The 18,857-nt window shown below is 35.5% G+C and carries 15 protein-coding genes; 11 read left to right on the top strand and 4 right to left on the bottom strand.

The annotated features are described in order from the left end of the window. Window positions 1-64 precede the first annotated feature (64 nt). From NPX36_RS03795 to NPX36_RS03770, 6 genes are all read left to right on the top strand, one after another. Complete coding sequence (locus NPX36_RS03795; RefSeq protein ID WP_257500086.1) at window positions 65-940, top strand: helix-turn-helix domain-containing protein; 876 nt, start codon at window positions 65-67, stop codon at window positions 938-940. Between the two features lie 101 nt (window positions 941-1,041). Beyond that, the gene (locus NPX36_RS03790; protein WP_257500085.1) at window positions 1,042-1,587 is read left to right on the top strand and encodes a hypothetical protein; all 546 of its coding nucleotides are present in this window, start codon (window positions 1,042-1,044) and stop codon (window positions 1,585-1,587) included. Window positions 1,588-1,798: 211 nt separating this feature from the next. Then, the gene (locus NPX36_RS03785) at window positions 1,799-2,344 is read left to right on the top strand and encodes a hypothetical protein (protein ID WP_257500084.1); all 546 of its coding nucleotides are present in this window, start codon (window positions 1,799-1,801) and stop codon (window positions 2,342-2,344) included. A 77-nt stretch (window positions 2,345-2,421) separates the two neighbouring features. Next, complete coding sequence (locus NPX36_RS03780; RefSeq protein WP_257500083.1) at window positions 2,422-3,219, top strand: fimbrial biogenesis chaperone; 798 nt, start codon at window positions 2,422-2,424, stop codon at window positions 3,217-3,219. Window positions 3,220-3,280: 61 nt separating this feature from the next. Beyond that, window positions 3,281-4,234, top strand: a complete 954-nt coding sequence (locus NPX36_RS03775; protein WP_257500082.1) for a hypothetical protein — start codon at window positions 3,281-3,283, stop codon at window positions 4,232-4,234. Window positions 4,235-4,247: 13 nt separating this feature from the next. Then, the gene (locus NPX36_RS03770) at window positions 4,248-7,043 is read left to right on the top strand and encodes a COG1470 family protein (protein ID WP_257500081.1); all 2,796 of its coding nucleotides are present in this window, start codon (window positions 4,248-4,250) and stop codon (window positions 7,041-7,043) included. A 13-nt stretch (window positions 7,044-7,056) separates the two neighbouring features. Here NPX36_RS03770 and NPX36_RS03765 read toward each other — a convergent pair whose 3' ends face one another. The 4 genes from NPX36_RS03765 to NPX36_RS03750 form a co-directional block, all read right to left on the bottom strand. Further along, window positions 7,057-8,205 carry a DNA polymerase III subunit gene (locus NPX36_RS03765; RefSeq protein WP_257500080.1) on the bottom strand — a complete coding sequence of 383 codons (1,149 nt, stop codon included), beginning with the start codon at window positions 8,203-8,205 and terminating at the stop codon, window positions 7,057-7,059. A 75-nt stretch (window positions 8,206-8,280) separates the two neighbouring features. Then, window positions 8,281-8,697 carry a hypothetical protein gene (locus NPX36_RS03760; protein WP_257500079.1) on the bottom strand — a complete coding sequence of 139 codons (417 nt, stop codon included), beginning with the start codon at window positions 8,695-8,697 and terminating at the stop codon, window positions 8,281-8,283. Continuing rightward, window positions 8,694-12,044 (bottom strand): transcription-repair coupling factor, encoded by a 3,351-nt coding sequence (gene mfd / locus NPX36_RS03755; RefSeq protein WP_257500078.1) that lies wholly within the window; start codon window positions 12,042-12,044, stop codon window positions 8,694-8,696. Before mfd ends, NPX36_RS03760 begins: the two co-directional genes overlap by 4 nt. Beyond that, window positions 12,044-12,622 (bottom strand): hypothetical protein, encoded by a 579-nt coding sequence (locus NPX36_RS03750; protein WP_257500077.1) that lies wholly within the window; start codon window positions 12,620-12,622, stop codon window positions 12,044-12,046. The genes mfd and NPX36_RS03750 overlap by 1 nt, the downstream gene beginning before the upstream one ends. 152 nt (window positions 12,623-12,774) lie before the next feature. Between NPX36_RS03750 and NPX36_RS03745 the strand changes: the two genes are divergently transcribed. The 5 genes from NPX36_RS03745 (at window position 12,775) to NPX36_RS03725 (ending at window position 18,826) form a co-directional block, all read left to right on the top strand. Continuing rightward, window positions 12,775-13,719 (top strand): NAD-dependent epimerase/dehydratase family protein, encoded by a 945-nt coding sequence (locus NPX36_RS03745; protein WP_257500076.1) that lies wholly within the window; start codon window positions 12,775-12,777, stop codon window positions 13,717-13,719. A 90-nt stretch (window positions 13,720-13,809) separates the two neighbouring features. Beyond that, on the top strand, window positions 13,810-14,211 hold the full coding sequence (locus NPX36_RS03740; RefSeq protein WP_257500075.1) for a hypothetical protein: 402 nt from the start codon (window positions 13,810-13,812) through the stop codon (window positions 14,209-14,211). Window positions 14,212-14,415: 204 nt separating this feature from the next. Beyond that, window positions 14,416-16,086 carry a peptidase domain-containing ABC transporter gene (locus NPX36_RS03735; RefSeq protein WP_257500074.1) on the top strand — a complete coding sequence of 557 codons (1,671 nt, stop codon included), beginning with the start codon at window positions 14,416-14,418 and terminating at the stop codon, window positions 16,084-16,086. A 33-nt stretch (window positions 16,087-16,119) separates the two neighbouring features. Further along, complete coding sequence (locus tag NPX36_RS03730) at window positions 16,120-17,436, top strand: HlyD family secretion protein (RefSeq protein WP_257500073.1); 1,317 nt, start codon at window positions 16,120-16,122, stop codon at window positions 17,434-17,436. Next, complete coding sequence (locus NPX36_RS03725; protein ID WP_257500072.1) at window positions 17,420-18,826, top strand: TolC family protein; 1,407 nt, start codon at window positions 17,420-17,422, stop codon at window positions 18,824-18,826. The genes NPX36_RS03730 and NPX36_RS03725 overlap by 17 nt, the downstream gene beginning before the upstream one ends. Window positions 18,827-18,857 lie beyond the last annotated feature (31 nt).

Below are 18,857 nucleotides of genomic sequence, written 5' to 3'. Positions count from 1 at the left end.
TACATTTCAACAGAAAATTTTAGTGATTTTAAAGTGTTGTTTCAACAGGCCCAATAAAAGTATTATGTATAAAATTACAGATGAACTCAATGAAAACGGTTTCAGCGTAAATTCGGTAGATGTTTTAATTAAAAGGAATAATGGCAGCCGTGCCTTTAATACCTTAGATTATTTTGTAATCTTAATTGCTGTTAGCGAAGCCCAATTTACCATACAAGGAATTGATTACAAGGTAAAAAAGGGAAGTCTTACTTTTTTAGGACCGGCAAAAGATATTGTGTTTTGTCCCAATTGTAATGCAGAAGGGAATGTGTATGCCTTAACATTTTCTTCTTCTTTTTTCGAACGATCTGCAAAAGACACCTTGTTGCTGCATTCTGATTTGTTTTTTAATACCGCTTTGCCTTTTGTTACCACGCAAGCTTCTATCCCTATTGATGAAGTTTTAAAATTGATTATAAACCGTTTGGCTCTTTATAAAACCAAACAGAACAATGGCTTGTATATTTCTGTTGCACACAATTGCGTAGAAGCGCTACTGCTTGACGGGTTGTTTTATGTAGATGAAAAAGTATGCGAAATCAACGATACGCGTAAGTTCACTTTTCTAGACATCGTAAACCGTTTCCGGGTGTTGTTGCAACGAAATTATCAAACAGAAAAGCAAGTGAGTTTTTATGCCGATTTGCTGCATATCACACCACGCCGATTAAGTGAAATGACAGAATCTGTTTTAGGGAAAAGTGCCAAACAAGTGATTATTGATAAAATAGTGGGTGAAGGCACTCGAATGTTAAAACACTCCAACTATACCGTTTCAGAAATAGCTTACCAATTAGGGTTTAATGACGAAGCAAACTTTAGTACATTCATAAAGAAATACACCCACAAAAATCCACGCATGATTCGGGAGGAAGTAAACACTGTGTTAGGAACCTAAAGAGTATCAATGTGTAAGGTTTTTTAATGATTATTTTTTTGTAAATAAATGATAATTGTCTGTTTTTGATCAGAATTATTTCGTTATATTTAACATATTAATTGTTAAACCGATTAATTATCGGACGTATGTTTATAAAAAACGGAATAGCGGTCATTGCACTACATTTTTTTAGTTTTGCGGTTCAGGCACAAAGTAGTGTAACGCTGAACGTGAACTTATATCCGATACAAACATTAGTTGTTAACGCAGAACAAAAAAGTGTAGATTTATCATACAACACCCGCGAAGACTACAAAAACGGTGTGGTTTCTGAACAAAAAGACCATTTAACCATATACAGCACAGGCGGCTTTCAGGTAAAAGTAAATGCAATTGCTGCTTCTGCAACCGATAAAACTTTTGAAAATATCGCTGTTTTGCCCACATCAGGTTCTCAACCTTTAAGCAACTCGCATGCGGTTTATACTCAAAAAAACATTTCCGAAACAGCACAGCCCATTATATCTGCTACCAAAGGAGCCATCAATAAAAATGTAAACATTAGCTATAAAGGTGCTGCCAATGACACTTTTGCTGATTTTGCGAACAGTAACTCGGTTATCAACAAAAGCTACACAATTGTTTATACGATTATTTCACAATAAACGACTGTTTATCAGTTTGTTGTGTATCAATTTTTTCTTCAAAATTTAATAAGGAATTCAAACAAGTAAAAAACTACAAGTTTTATGCATATTTTAATAAGTAGCATAAAAATGCTATGCGGTACTTTTGTATCCGAATTTAGAAGTAAGTATTTCCAACTATCAAATATAATAAAAAGAATTAAGCAACAAAATAAAAAATAAGAAAAAAATGAAAAAATTAGTAATTGCATCTTTAGTAGTTTTATGTGGAATCACAGCTCAAGCACAAACTGACAACGTAACTTTAAATGTGCGACTAAATCCTATTCAAACATTAGTAGTGAATCCACAACAGAAAACAGTTAATTTAGATTACACAACAAAGCAACACTACAACGATGGGGTATCTTCAAGACAAGAAAACCATTTGAATATTTTCAGTACGGGTGGTTTTGAAGTGAAAGTGAAAGCAAGTGGCTCTGAATTAACAAATTCTGGAACAGCGGGTCCTAATGGAAATATTGCTGCAGCAACAATCAAACTTACTGCTTTAGCGGGTACACAGGATGCGTTAGCAGATGCACAATACAGCCAAAACATTGAATTGTCTGCTACAGAAGGTGTTATTGCATCATCTACAAAAGGAGCAAGAGATAAAAATATCGACATTGAATACAAAGCTGCTGGGAACGATGCATATCTTGACAAATATGTGGCAAACCAAACCCCAACAACGTTTACAACTACAGTAACTTATACCATTTACGCTAAATAATAGCCTAAACAAATTACATATAAAAGTGCTGCATGATTTGTAGCACTTTTTTTAAATAATTTCTTTTCGTTTTTTTTATGAAAATAACAGCCTTTCTTTTAGTAACCTTTTGCTGGTGTTTTGGAGTTTTTGCCCAAACCGGTGTTTCGGTTTCGCCGCCCCGTCTTTATTATGAATCAGATGCCGGGCAAAGCAGTAGGCAAAAAGTAGTTGTTACCAATGTAAGTGCCGCGCATGTAATGGATCTTGCAGTGAGTTTGGGCGATTGGCAATACAATGATTTGGGCGAAAATATGATGTATGCGGCTGATAGTTTGGCAACATCGTGTGCGGGTTGGGTGAGCATTAGCAAAAAAGATAGTTATTTTTCACTAAAACCTGGCGAGCAAAAAGAAATCGAAGTAAACATTACGGTTCCAAACACTTTTAAAGACGATATTCCCGTGCACACGGCTATGTTGTATGTAACCCAAATGAATCCAATTGATGATGTGGACAGCCGCGGCGCCAATATAAAAGTAAGTGTTCGTTCGGGCATTAAATTGTTCCATAGAACCCAAGCAATTAAAAATCGAAAATTAGAAATAGAGAATATTCTGTTCGATAAAAAAAGCAATCAAATTGAATTGTACTTTAAAAATACAGGAAACATTTGGGCAGATGGTATTGTGTATCCGGAACTGTTAAACACGCAAACGGGTAAGAAAACAATTATTGATCATATAATCTTTTACACCATGCCGGCAGACAATCGCAAAATGATTATTGCATTGCCCGAAGCTATTGAAAAAGGAAAATATACAGCGACTATACTTATTGATTACGGCGATGAAAACACCATAGAAATGGGCGAATTAACTTTTACCAATGAATAGCAAGTATTTTTTTATTGTTTTAGTATGCTTTTGTTCATTAATCCATGCACAAAATTTGAATGTGGATAGTAACAACTATGCCAGTATTAACTCTTACAATGGTATTGTGAAAACTAATGCCTATAAAGTTTGGATTGATGGTAACGGCAATTTAAACTTACCCACATGGAGGGTTTCTGTGCGCGTGAAACAACCAATTAGCAACGGAAGCCAGATTTTTCCTGCAGATAAAATCAGTTTGTTGCCCACCACCACCTACGGACAATTCAACGGAGGAAATGTGCCTACAATTACACAAATTGGCATGCCTTTGCAAACTTTTTTACAACAAGGTCAGGAAGTTTTCTTAGTACCTCAGTCACAAGCAGGTTTGTACAATGTGGCGGCAGGTGGAAATCCGTATTATAATTTGCACATTCCTTTTGATTTAAAGGTAGAAGGCGGGGCTTATCTTTCACAATTTACTACTTGGTCTGAATTTGCAATGGTTTTAGAATTTAGATTTTACGATCATAAAAATCAAGTTAAGGGCATACAAGAGCGGTATTACCGATTGCAAATCGCTACTTTGAGCGGCACACCACCAACACCAACCAATCAATTGGCTATCAAAATAGCTTCGAATGCGGTAAATGGTTTGGTAGAATTAAAAACAAAGCAAGATTATTTGCAAGGCACCAATGCTACTTATGCAAATGGACTAATGGTGACTACAAATACCAACTATCAATTGAAAGTAGCTTCTTTGCAGCCACATTTTTTGTCGGTATCAAATAATACATTGCCTTTAAATACGATTAACTTGTCATTGGTTCCCACTTTAGGCAATCAAGCCGTGGTGTTTCCAGTTTTGTTAAGTGCAACTTCGCAAAAAATAGCAACAGGAGCATCAACCCAAGGGGCGCAGGTTTATTTTGATATGATGTATGCCACCAAACCAAACGATATCAATTTAATAAACGCAAAACCAGAACAATATACCACTACTTTGCAATACGAGATTGTTCCTCAGTAAAAAAACAAAATTCATGTTTCATTTCTTCCTAAAAAGGCTTTGGCTTTTGCTGTGCATGGTTGCTGCTTGCTACGAATTGCAAGCACAGCAAATTGTGGAAATGCATGTGGAAACAACAGCTGCAAAGGGAAGAGCCAATATAATTGACAGTACTGTTGCTTTAAAAAACAGTTCTGAAAATCCGTTTAGCGGATTTATACAAATTACCACTCCGCAAGGTTTTAAAAGCATTTCAGGATCAGAAATAGCGGTGCAACTGCAACCCAATGAACAAGTTTATATCCCTTTGAAAATAATCAAAGGAAAAGCTGCAACAGCCGGAACTGCAGAAATTGTAGTAACACTTTTAGATAATAACAACCAATTAATTGCAACGAACAGCGTGGAAGAACACGTGGAAGAGAATAACGCAATGAGTTTGCAGGCTGTTTCGCCCACTATTTTTCTAACTAACGCCAACGATTCACTATCGGTAAAAGTTCGGATAAGCAATTTGGGCAACAAACCGCAACAAGTTTTTGTGGTTTTTAGTATTCCGCAATTAACAAGTGAAAATAATTTTTTCGAGCAAACTGCTGTGATAGATGTTCGAAAAGATTCTGTATTCGATTTTAAATTTTGGGTAGAAAAATCACTTTTAGAAAAATCACAATTTACGGTAAACGTAGCAGCAATGCGCAGTTCAGAAAAAATATTGTTTGGAAACCTAGCTATAAATGTGCAAAATGTGTCGTCGGTAAAACGCTATGAAGACACTCAAAGTGCAACCTATTCGCGTTACTATCAAAAAAACACGCTTACAACCAGCTATCGAACCAGTGGATCAAACAGCAATGTGTATCAATTAATGGGTTCAGGCGATGTGGATTTACCTGCGGGTTATTTATCGGTAAACGGAAATATTTACAAAACCGATAGTCAAAACCAACCCTTAATCAGCAACACTTATTTGGCGTATCATTTAGAGCAGCATCAATTAAAAATAGGCAATTTAAGTCAGCCTTTAGAGATGCCTTTGTTTGGACGAGGAATTCAATTAGAATCGGCCAATAAAAATTTAAACAACCGTTTTGTGGCAGGATTTATCGATGAAAATTTTAATTTAATTGAGCAAGATGCCTTTTTAAAGCGAGGTTTTGGTGTGTATGCCTTGGGAACGTTTGGAGCCAACAATCCATCCAATCAAAAAAGTTTTAATTATGTTTTTAAGGAAGATAAAATAGAGGCTGCAACCCATCAGGTGTTTGGTGTGGAAAAAGCACAGTTTATCAACAATAATTGGAGTCTTCGGTTGAAAGCCCACGGAGGTTTTAGTCATTACAATCGCATCAATAAAAAGCAACCTTCGTTTGCGCTTGAAACGCAGTATAATGGTTCCATAAACAATATCCGCTTGTCTGGAAATTACTATGTTAGCAGTGATTATTTTCCAGGAAATAGGAGAGGAGTGGTGCAAGTGCAACAAAATTTCATGAAAAACCTAAAGCGCGAACGCACTGTGTTTGCCAATATTTTTTATGCCGATTTTGCTCCGGAATCTTTCACGTATCAATTTAATATGCAAACCACCACATTTCGTTTGGATACGGGGTTTACCCTTCCGCGCGTAAAATCAATCGGGAAAAGCTTTGGTTTTCAATATTATAAAGAAACAAGTGATGCGTTTGCCTGGCTTGTGCCTAATGGTTTTTTGGCGATGGATGCTTTTCGTCTTACGCAGCATTTTAATTGGTTGAGTCCCAATCAAAAACACTCAATTATTTTGGGGATTGAAGAAGGTTTGCTAAAAATGTCTGAGAAAGCAAAGATGTATCCGCAGTTTAAGCTGAATAGTATTTACAGTTTTAAAGGTTTTAATGCCAGCGCAACTTATCAGCAAGGCAGTTTTTTTCTGTCTGAATACACCTCATTATTGGCGTTAAACAAAAATCAGAACGATTTCAAACGATTGTCTATCTCGGTTGCAACAGATCATAAATTCTTTTCCAACAAATTGATGCTGAGAAGTGGTATGGCTTATTTGAATGATTTCGTTTCGGGCGAAACACCTTCAGCTTTCCTAAATATGAATTATGCTCCAACAGATATGTATCGGTTCTTTTTAAATGCATCATGGTTCCGTTACAGCAATAACACTTTTTTTCAAACCAACACCCAATTTATTGTAGAAGCTGGGTTTAGTATGAATTTAGGTGGAAAAGCAGCTTCGGCAGGTAGAAAAGGAACACTTACCGCACATGTTTTTTACGATAAAAACAGTAATAATATATTTGATGAAGATGATGAGTCGGCACCTGATTTTTTAGTTACTATTAACAAAACAACTTTTAAAACCAATGCCAATGGAATCATTCAATACAAAAGTATTCCTTTTGGAACCTATAATTTGCAAGCTGTTTTTCAGAACGGATGGTTTGCCGAAAGCACCAATTGTGTCATCAATAATTACAGCAATGAAGTGGCTATACCCTTGCAACAAAACGGCACCTTAAAAGGAAAAATCAAGTATCAATACGATGAAAAATTGGTTAAAAATTTCGATTTTAAAACCGGAGGAATTATATGCATCATCACCAAAAATGGTCAGTTTATACAAAGAGTTGTTACCAATGATGAAGCAGATTTTGTAGCATTTTTACCCACAGGAAATTATGAAGTTACCATAGATACCCACTCTTTACCAGAACATACTTTTTGCAAAGAAGTAACTCAAAGCGTTCAAATTCAGTCTGGTGCGATAACTACCATCCCCGATTTTGTGATACAAGTACAACAAAAACAAGTAAAAGTGAAAAAGTTTGGGGGGTAAACACTTTGTAATTTTACTTTTTATGAATCAATCGGGTTAATTTAATGGATAAATCAGTAAGGATAATTTTAGCGTTTCCGTTGCGTTCAATATGGTAAATAGCGTCTTCGATTTCTTTGTAGATGTCTAAAATATTGTTTTCGTTGACAAAAGGGGCAAAATTCTGCAAGTTAAATCCCTCCACTTTGGGCTGCATATACACTAGTTTCGGTGTGCTGTAATTCAGTAATAACGCCTGACGAAAAAGCTCCATACAATGGTTTAAAAACTGTTTTTGTTTTTCTCTGCCAATGGCCGAAATTTCATCGCTCCATTTTATTAAATCGTTTACAACACGTGCGTTTTTGTTTGCTCTAAAAGCTGCTCGTACCCAAGTGACAAACCATTCATCAAAAGGATATTCGCTAGTGATATTGTACCGCAATTTTAGTGCTTTGTTATAATTGCCTTGTGCTTCTTTAGCAATTCCGTAAGCATCTGCTTCATCGCAATTTTCTCTATCAATAAGTGCTTGAAAAATTTCTTGTTCGTTCAAAGCAGTAAAATGCAGAACCTGGCAACGAGACACAATGGTTTGCAACAACGCTTTTTCATCTTCTGCGATTAATAGAAAAATAGTTTTTTCGGTTGGCTCTTCTAATATTTTTAGCAGTTTGTTTGCGGTTTCAGTATTCATTTTTTCAGCCATCCACACAATCATTACTTTATAACCACCTTCAAAAGGTTTCAAAGCTAATTTTTTTAGAATACTTGCCGCTTCGTGCACCGAAATGTTTCCTTGTTTTTTCTGAATACCAATAGCTTCGTACCAATCATTTACCGAACCATATAGGTTTTGTTTGATAAAATCATTCCACACAGTTAAAAAATCGCTACTCACAGGTGTAGATTTTACGCTATCGGTTGTTGCAACAGGATACACAAAGTGCAAATCGGGATGTTGCAAATGGTCAAACTTTAAATTGCAGGCAGCTGCTCCGCCTTCGTTTTCATTTCCTTGATTATTGCAAATAATGTATTGGGCATAAGCAATTGCCATTGCCAAAGTGCCGCTTCCTTCGGGGCCAATAAAAAGTTGGGCATGAGGAATTCTGCCTTTTTGTACACTATTCGTTAAGTGGTTTTTTAAATGGTTTTGACCAACGATTTCAGAAAATTTCATACCGCAAAAATAGGATTATTAAATATATTGGAGGAATAATTTTATTTTTTCATTGTTTTCTTTAATCAAGCGATACTAAAAATCCCCAATATTTGCTTTTATGGGAATCACCATAAATTGTTTTTTATATTCGTTGTCTTTTGTGGCAACATTCCAACGGGTTGATGCAATTACACGAACGGCTTCTTTATAAAAACTGTTTTCGGCCAAAATTTCTTTAGGTGAAAATTCAAATGCTTTGCCGTCTTCACTCACTGCAAACACCACATAAAAAACAAAATAAGGTTTGTTTTTAGCAGCTGCTGGTATATCTTCCTTTTTTACGTTGTTGTAATTGAAATTGTTGTTTACGTAATAGTACAAATCTTCGGTGTTTCCGCCGGCATAGTGGGCATCTTTAACAATGGGTTTATAAGGCAAAACCAATGTGTCTTGCGCAAATGCCGATAAATTATTAAAAAGTAAAAGTATTAAAAGGCATAGATTTCTCATAGTTGCTGTAGTTTTTGAAGGTTCTCTAACGCTTTACTGATTGATTTGATGTGATCGAACGTTAAAAGCAATCGCAAGCCGTTTTTGGTTTGTTTTTCTTTTAATGTGGCTAGTTTTGGATACAACTGAACAAACTGTAACACTTTGCGGAATTGTGCCGATTGATAATACATGGACTGTTGGTCGCTTACAAAATAGCCAATCATTTTGCCTTGTTTCAACACTAATTTTTCAATTCCAGCTTTTGATGCAATCCATTTAATTCGAACCGAATCTAACAGATTCAAGGCTTGTTTAGGCAATGCGCCAAAACGGTCAATCAATTTGTTTTGAAAAGCAATTAATTCTTCTTCGGTTTTCAATGTTGCCAGTTCGTTATACAACGTTAATCGTTCAGAAACATTATTGATGTATTCATCTGGAAACAAAATCTCGAAATCAGATTCTATCACAATATCTTTTACATATTCTTTGGTGTCTATATTTTGTTCTTCTTCGTATAAATCTTTAAACTCGTTTTCTTTCAATTCATCAATGGCTTCATTCATGATTTTTTGATAGGTTTCAAAACCAATTTCATTAATAAAACCACTTTGTTCGCCACCCAAAATATCGCCTGCACCACGAATTTCCAAATCTTTCATGGCAATATTAAATCCACTGCCTAAATCGCTGAATTGTTCCAATGCTGAAATTCGTTTACGCGCCTCTTCGGTCATTACACTGTAAGGCGGCGTGATAAAATAACAAAACGCCTTTTTATTGCTTCGCCCAACTCTACCGCGCATTTGGTGCAAATCGCTCAAACCAAAATTGTTGGCATTATTAATGAAAATGGTGTTTGCATTAGGAACATCTAATCCGCTTTCAATAATCGTTGTGGCAACCAACACATCAAATTCGCCTTCCATGAACGATAAAAGCAAGTCTTCCAACTTCTTCCCTTCCATTTGTCCGTGACCGATTCCCACTTTTGCATTTGGAACCAAACGTTGAATCATTCCTGCGACTTCCTTAATATTTTCAATTCTATTATTGATAAAATAAACCTGCCCGCCTCGTTCAATTTCGTACGCAATGGCATCACGAATAACTTCTTCGTTGAACCCAATCACATTAGTTTCGATGGGATAACGATTCGGCGGCGGCGTGGTAATTACCGATAAATCGCGCGCTGCCATTAACGAAAACTGTAAGGTTCGTGGGATTGGTGTTGCGGTAAGCGTTAGCGTATCAATATTTTCACCAATGGTTTTTAGTTTGTCTTTTACGGCAACTCCGAATTTTTGTTCTTCATCAATCACCAATAATCCCAAATCTTTAAAAACCACGTTTTTATTGACCAATTGATGGGTTCCAATGATGATATCAATTTTGCCTTCTGCCAATTCTTTCAAGGTTTCGGCTTTTTGTTTGGCGGTTTTAAATCGGTTTAAATAAGCCACATTCACAGGCATATCTTTTAAACGCTCGGTAAACGTTTTGTGATGTTGAAATGCCAAAATAGTTGTTGGCACCAATACGGCGACTTGTTTGCCGTTATCGACCATTTTAAAAGCGGCACGAATGGCAACTTCGGTTTTACCAAATCCCACATCTCCACAAACCAATCGATCCATTGGACGTTCGCTTTCCATATCGGTTTTCACATCAATAGTAGATTTTAACTGGTCGGGCGTGTCTTCGTAAATAAACGAACTTTCTAATTCTGCCTGCAAATAACTGTCGGGTGCACACGCAAATCCTTTCTCTAGTCGGCGTTTTGCGTACAGTTTTATAAGGTTAAACGCAATGTGTTTTACGCGCGCTTTTGTTTTTTGCTTTAAGGCTTTCCATGCACCAGAGCCAATTTTGTAAATCTTTGGTGGCGCCCCTTCTTTACCGTTGTATTTTGATATTTTGTGCAGTGAATGTATCGAAACATACACAATATCGTTATCGGCATATACCAGTTTTATGGCTTCTTGTTTTTTGCCTTCCACATCAATTTTTTGCAAACCGCCAAACTTTCCAATGCCGTGGTCAATATGTGTTACATAATCGCCCACAGAAAGCGTGGTTAGCTCTTTTAGCGTAATGGTTTGCTTTTTGGTGTAGCCGTTTTTTATGCTGAATTTGTGGTAGCGTTCAAAAATCTGGTGATCGGTATAACAAGCAATTTGGTTTTCTTTGTCGATAAACCCTTGAAACAAAGGCATAACAACGGTTTTGTATTGCTGAATGCTTTTGTTTTGATCTTTTAAGCTACTGAAAATTTCTTCGAAACGTTTGCTTTGCGATTCGCTTGAACAATACAGATAATTGGTGTATCCGTTTTCGGTATTTTGATTTAGGTTTTCAATCAATAAATCGAATTGCTTATTGAACGACGGTTGCGGATTAAAATGAAAATCAACCGAAAAATTAGGTGTAAAAAAGTTTTGCTGTGCTAGTTCAACCACCGTAAAATCATCGGCTTTTTGAAGAAATTCAGCCGAAGGCAAAAACATTTGTTCGGGGCTTAAATGCTGAACATCCTTATTGAGTTTATCGAACACTTCGGTTGCTTTCTGAAACATTTTAGTGAGTTGTTCCTTGACCAAAATGGTGTTTTGAAGAAACAAAACCGTATTAGGACTGATGTAGTTTAGAAAACTTTCCCGGTTTTCCTGTAAAAATTTATTTTCTACATTCGGAATAATGGTGATTTTTTTATTGGTTTCGATCGAAAGTTGGGTTTCCACATCAAAAGTACGGATACTGTCTATTTCATTTCCGAAAAATTCAATTCGATACGGGTTTTCATTCGAAAAAGAAAATACATCGATGATTCCGCCACGAACTGAAAATTCGCCCGGTTCCGAAACAAAATCTACCCGTTTAAAATTGTATTCAAACAACACTTCGTTCACAAAATCAATCGTCATTTTATCGTTAACGGCGATTTTCAACGTGTTTTTGTCCAATTGTTTGCGCGTAACCACTTTTTCAAACAACGCATCGGTATATGAAACAATTACAACCGGTTTTTTTCGTGCGTTCAATCGGTTTAAAACCTCGGCACGCAACAACACATTGGCATTATCTGTTTCTTCGATTTGATACGGACGACGGTACGATCCCGGATAAAACAGCACATAATCTTTTGAAATCAAATGCTCTAAATCGTTCAAGTAATAAGCCGCTTCTTCTTTATCATTAAAAATCAATAAAAAATGCTGGTCGGACTCTTTAAACAACGCCTGAATTTGAAACGACAATGCCGAGCCAATAAATCCTTTTGCATGAATTTTATTGCCTAACTTATTTATTTGTTGCTTTAGTTGTTGTGTTTTGGTTGCTTGTTCAAATACTTTTTTAATACTCATTATTCTTGTGGTAAGGCATTTAAAGTGGCACGTTTAATAGTGTCTATTGGTTGAATAAGTTGTTCTTCGCCAGATTCTTTTGGAATTTTTGCTTTTATTTCAAATTCATTGAATTGATACAAAATAGAATTCGTGTTTTTTTGAATATTAGCAAGCAAATGAATGATTTCTTTGCTGTTTAAAGGCTCTAATTCTAGCAACATATCCAAATTTTGAATATTGGTTTCAAGCAATGCCATTCGTGCTTTAGTTTCTGGTCTGTTGTACATTTCGGGTATGTTTTTTTTCAAAACAGCCGATTTTTCTACCAGAGCATTGGCTTTTCGGGTTAAATTTGCCAAACTGGCATTCGGCGCAATGGTGAGCTCATTCACATAGTTGCGCCAATCATCCCAACTGTTTAATTTAGAAGTAACCGCAGGGTTTGTAGCTGCTACGGTAAATTTCCATTTTTGGTGTATATTTTTAACCATAGAGTCTTGTGAAATCTTGCTGGTTGCATTTGGTGCTACAACAACCTCTTTTTTACAACTAATGGTAGCTGTTGTAAGCAGTATTAAAAGAAATATATATTTCATAAAAATGTTCTGTAAATCAAACTACAAAATTACTAATATTGGCGGAACGAATTCGTTTAAAAAACAAATATTAAGGTGCTTTTGAGGAATTTTTGCAAAAGATTAAAAAAAAATAGTTACAAAGGCTATCTTTGTAAAAGAAATTAAACAACATGAACGATACCAAAATACTAATCATTGGAGCCTGCGGCCAAATTGGCTCTGAACTTACCTTAAAATTACGCGAAATATACGGAACAGAAAACGTAATAGCATCAGACATTCGGAAAGGCGAACAAGACGTTTTTAAAACAGGACCTTTTGAACTAGTAGATGCTATGAATTATGAACAAGTGGAAGCTTTGATTGATAAATATAAGGTTGAAGAGGTTTATTTAATGGCAGCCTTGCTTTCTGCTACTGCAGAAAAAAATCCGGCTTTTGCATGGGATTTGAACATGAATTCGCTTTTCCATGTACTGAATTTAGCAAAAGAAGGTAAGATAAAAAAGATTTTTTGGCCATCAAGCATTGCGGTTTTTGGACCAACAACTCCAAAACAAAACACGCCACAATACACCGTTATGGAACCATCGACCGTTTACGGAATTTCTAAACAGGCTGGTGAACGTTGGTGTGAGTATTACTTTAATAAATATGGTGTTGATGTGCGCTCTATCCGCTATCCGGGATTAATTTCGTGGAAGACGCCTCCGGGTGGTGGAACAACTGATTATGCGGTTGATATTTATTACAAAGCAGTAGCAGAAAACAAATACACTTGTTTTTTAAGTGAAAACACCGAATTGCCAATGATGTATATGGATGATGCCATTCGTGCAACCATAGGAATTATGCAGGCTGATAAAGAACAAATAAAGATTCGGTCGTCGTATAATCTTTCTGCGATAAGTTTTACACCAAAACAAATTGCAGCAGCTATTGCGAAAGAAAAACCAGGTTTCGAGATATCTTATGCACCCGATTTCCGTCAGGAAATTGCCGATTCTTGGCCAAGTAGCATTAATGATTCTGAAGCCCGAAAAGATTGGAATTGGCAACATCACTACGATTTAGAACGCATGACCCAAGAGATGTTAGAAAATTTGTCGGAATAGTTTGGTTTAAAAAAAAAGTTTTTTTATCATTGTAAATTACAAAAAAATAGTACATTAGCATAAAAATACCTAAACTATAAATAATTAACTATGAAAAAAGTATTTTCACTTTTATTAATATGTTTACCATTAACATTCTTAGCTGTTTCATGTCACGAAGAAGAAGATCCGATTGTTAAAACTACACCATATTCAAAGTATAAAGGACCTTGGTCTGGAAGCTATTCTGGTGGTGATTCAGGAATTATCGAATTTAGTATTAAAGATGATGGATCAATTATTGGAACAATTGAGTCTGATAATTTTCCAGAGTCTGATATGAGTTTAAAGGGAAAAGTGACGATTGAGGGAGAAATTAACATAAGAATCCTTTATTTAAACCAGATTGATTGGGGAGGATTTGTAGGAAACATAACTGAATCATCAGGATCTGGAACTTGGATAAATACTTCAGCAGGAAATATCACGGGAACGTGGGTTGCAGGCAAATAATCAAATGAAATAAAATAACCAAAGGTGATGTAAATGAATGTTTACATCACCTTTTTCTTTTAAGCACTACTCTTTTTTTTAAGATGTAATTAACACCTTAGGGCATTAGTTTTTTAGAGAAGTATTTATATTTTTACAAACTAAATATTATATAATTAGTATAAAAATAGACCAATTTAGTAAAATATTGTTAGGAGCGTTTTTATGGCAAAAAATATACAAACAGAATTCAACAGTAAAAAGCTGTTTACTTATGTAACAAAAGAAAAAAAAGATGTGGCAAGTATATACATATATGCCATTCTTAGTGGTTTGGTGCAATTAAGCATACCTTTGGGCATACAAGCAATTGTAAGTTATGTGATGGGCGCAACCATGGTCACTTCGCTTTATATTTTAATAGGCTTCGTGGTTTTTGGAACTTTTTTAGCCGGATTTTTCCGTATAAGAGTGATGCAAATTATCGAAAAAATTCAACAAAAATTATTTGTAGAATATTCATTAGCCATCGCTGATAAATTGCCTAAAATCAATTTAGCATCTACCAAAAAATATTATTTACCTGAATTGGTGAACCGTTTTTTTGATGTACCTAATCTGCAAAAAGGGATATCGAAAATTTTGCTCGAAATTCCAACAGCTTTAATACAAATTGTTTTTGGAATTTTACTTTTATCGTTCTACCATCCATGGTTTCTAGTATTTGGAGCTTTGGTTTGTATTTTGGTACTTTTAATCTTTAGATTTACATCAAGCTCTGGTATTGAATCAAGTTTAAAAGAAAGTGATAAAAAATACGAGGTAGCATCATGGCTTGAAGATATTGCCGGATCGGTTAAGACTTTTAAAATCAATTCAAAAAGTCACACTCATTTGCGGGGTACAGATAATCGCATTGTTTCTTATCTAAATCATAGAACAAGTCATTTTAAAGTACTGCTTTTTCAATATTGGACCATTGTTCTTTTTAAAGTTTTAATTACCCTGTTAATGCTTTCCATAGGAACCTACTTATTGATCAATCAAGAGTTAAACATTGGGGCATTCGTTGCGGCTGAAATAGTTGTTTTAACCATACTTACAGCGGTTGAGAAGCTTATTAAAAGCCTAGAAAGTTATTACGACGTGATAACTTCGTTAACCAAATTAAGCAAAATTACCGAACTGCCCGAAGAGCATAATTCAGACATTGAAATTAAAAACAAAAAGAAAGGTATTGAAATGGCGTTTAAAGATGTAAGTATCCATTTTTACGACCAAAAGCCAATTATTTCCAACTTAAATTTTGAAATACAAAAAAATACCATAAATGTTATCAAAGGATACTTAGGATCGGGGAAATCTTTATTATTAAATATGATGGCAGGTTTTTATGAACCAACCAATGGAACCATCATGTTTGACAAAGTACCATTTAATAATATAGATAAAGCCGCTTTTAGAGAACAAACGGGTATTTATCTGGAAGATATGCACATTATTAAAGCATCTCTTTTAGAAAATATCACTCTAAATAAAGAAGAATTTCAAACGCAAGATGTGCTAAACCTAGCGGAAGAATGGGGCGTGGAAGATTTTTCAAGTCAATTTACACAAGGTTTGTTAACACCATTAAGCGAAACCGATACCGAATTATCATTTAGTTCGCGAAAAAAAATTCTGCTCTTGCGTGCCATGCTAGGCAATAAACGTTTATTGTTGTTAGAAGATCCTGTGGATGGAATGAACCAAGAGTTCATAGAAAAAATGATGAACTATCTAATAAAGATAAAATCAGAAACAACAATCGTTATTGTATCTGAAAGCAAAGAATTAGAAAGCATTGCTGACCATATTTTTTCTGTTCAAAATGGCAGTGTATTCCAAGTAAAATAAACCTATTTTAAAAATTAAAAAGCAACAGCACCAATGAAACCGAAATCTTTTGAAAATATATACCACGTACATCGAAATTCAAGAGTAAAAAGGTGGTTCTACATTTTTATGGCATTGGCTATCATTACCCTTTTTTTGCCTTGGACCCAAAATATTAAAACCGCTGGAACCGTTACTACGCTTTACCAAGAGCAACGACCACAGCAGCTAAATTCTCCCATTCCCGGACGTATCGTTAAATGGTATGTTAAAAACGGTGATTTTGTAAAAAAAGGAGATACTATTCTGAAACTTTCTGAGGTGAAAGAAGACTATATGGATCCCATGCTTATCGATAGAACTGAAGAACAAGTAGCGGCCAAAAAAGGGGTTCGTGATTTTTATGAAGCAAAAGTAGGTACAACAAACGCACAACTTGAAGCACTGAATAGCGCACGCGAATTGAAATTGCAACAATTAAAGGTAAAAATTCAGCAGTTAAATAATAAACTAGCTGCAGAAGAAGCTGAATTAAAAGCGGCGGAAAATGCGCTAACTTTATCGGCCGATCAATACGAACGCCAGCAAAAAATGTACAACGAAGGTTTGGTTTCGCTTACGCAATTTCAGCAACGAAGCGTATCCTACCAAAATGCGCTCGCGAAAAAAACAGCAGCCGAAAACAAACTGGCACAAACCCGTCAAGAAGTTATTGCAACAACCATTGAACAAAACGCCACTATACAGGATTATACCGAAAAGCTAAGTAAAATTCAGGGCGATCGTTTTCAAAGTATGGGACAAATTGAAAGCAGCTCTGGCGAAATTGCAAAGCTTGAAAATCAAATGTCGAATTACAAAATCCGTCAAGGGTTGTATCATGTGTTGGCATCACAAGATGGTCAAATTGTACAACTTCACAAATCGGGGATCGGGGAAATTTTAAAAGACGGCGAAAGCATCGGTTCCATTGTGCCTTTAAACGTTGATTATGCAGTTGAAATCTATATAAAACCTGTCGATTTGCCTCTGGTAAAACCCGGACAGCGTGTCATGTGTATTTTCGATGGTTTTCCTGCCATTGTTTTTTCAGGTTGGCCCAATACAAGCTACGGAACCTTTGCCGGAAAAGTAATAGCTGTAGAAAGCAATATTAATGCAAACGGACTTTTTAAAGCTTTGGTAGTTGAAGAAAAAGGCAAAAAACCTTGGCCTCCGCAAATAAAAATTGGTGCCGGTGTGCAAGGAATTGCTATTTTAAACGATGTGCCGGTTTGGTATGAATTATGGCGAAATATTAATGGATTCCCAGCCGATTACTATACCGTACAACCTGATAAATCTGAAAAGAAAGATGAAAAAAAGAAATAAATGGGTTGTTACCTTCTTAATGTTTTTCTGCACCTTTTTTGTTTTTGGGCAAGATACGTTGCGCATGAGTCATAAAGAATTTATTTCCATTGTAAAAAGCTATCATCCGTTGGCCTATTCGTATCGTTTGCAGAACCAAATAGCCGAAGCAGAAATCCAAAAGGCTCGTGGCAATTTTGATCCATTGGTCGATGGAAAAAATGGTTCAAAAACAATTGATGGCACACAATATTACAAAGAAACCAATGTGGGACTTGATATTCCAACTTGGTATGGTATCGAATTAAGCGGAAGTTACAATTACATCAATGGAGAAAAATTGAACAACAGCGATACAAAAGGAGGTTTGTATCAATTTGGAGTGACTTTACCATTGGCTAAAAATCTTTTGTACGACAAACGCCGTGCGCTGTTAGACCAAGCAAAATTTGCTTTAGAAATGACTCAGGCAGAACAAAGACTGCTTACCAACGAATTGTTGCTGAATGCCGATAATGCATATTGGAACTGGGTGCGGTTGTATGAAAACTATTTACTGCAAAGCCAAACGGTTGCTGTAAATGAGCAGCGGTTTATTCTTACCAAAAAAACCTACGAATATGGCGAAAGAGCTGCGATTGATACCACCGAAGTGGCTTCGCAATTACAAAGTTTTGTGGTGGAAAAAGAAAACGCATATCTTAGTTTTTTAAAAGCTACTCAAGAACTTTCATTGTTTTTATGGACCGAAAACCAGCAACCTTATAATATAGAGCAGTTAATCGTTCCTTCACAACGTATTACACAAGCAGAATCGTATGATAATTATGGTGTTTTGTTGGCTTTGATTGATCAAAGAAGCATGAACCAACATGCCGCTTTGCAGTACTATCAGCAAAAAAACAACATTTTAGAAAGCGAGCGCCGATTGAAAAAACAAAGTTTATTACCCAAATTAGATTTTACCTATAACTTTTTTAATAAAGAGAATTACCGGGCAGAGTTGATTCCTTTTTTTCAAAATAATTATCAATATGGTTTAAAGTTAGAAATACCGCTGTTTTTAAGACAAGCCCGAGCAGATTATAAAATTGCAAAGTATAAAATTGAACAGAATCAATTAGATATTGATTATAAACAGCAAGAATTACAAGCGAAAATTACGGCTTATAAAAACGAAGTTTTAAGTTATCAAACACAAATAAAGGTAATGCAAAACAATATTGAAAACTACAAGCGTTTGTTATATGCCGAAGAAATACGTTTCAGCAATGGAGAAAGTTCACTTTTTTTAATCAATTCGCGTGAAAATAAATTGCTAGAAGCCGAACAAAAACTCTTGGATTTGCGTTTAAAGTTCATCAACAGCTACAATCAATTAAAATGGTTTAATGAAAATTTTGAGGGATAATTTGTCCTATAAATGATAATTAAAAAGCTTT

The organism is Paenimyroides aestuarii (assembly GCF_024628805.1).
GTDB lineage: Bacteria > Bacteroidota > Bacteroidia > Flavobacteriales > Flavobacteriaceae > Flavobacterium > Flavobacterium aestuarii_A.
The sequence above is the reverse complement of the archived record's forward strand: the minus strand, read 5'-3'. Positions and strand labels throughout refer to the sequence as shown.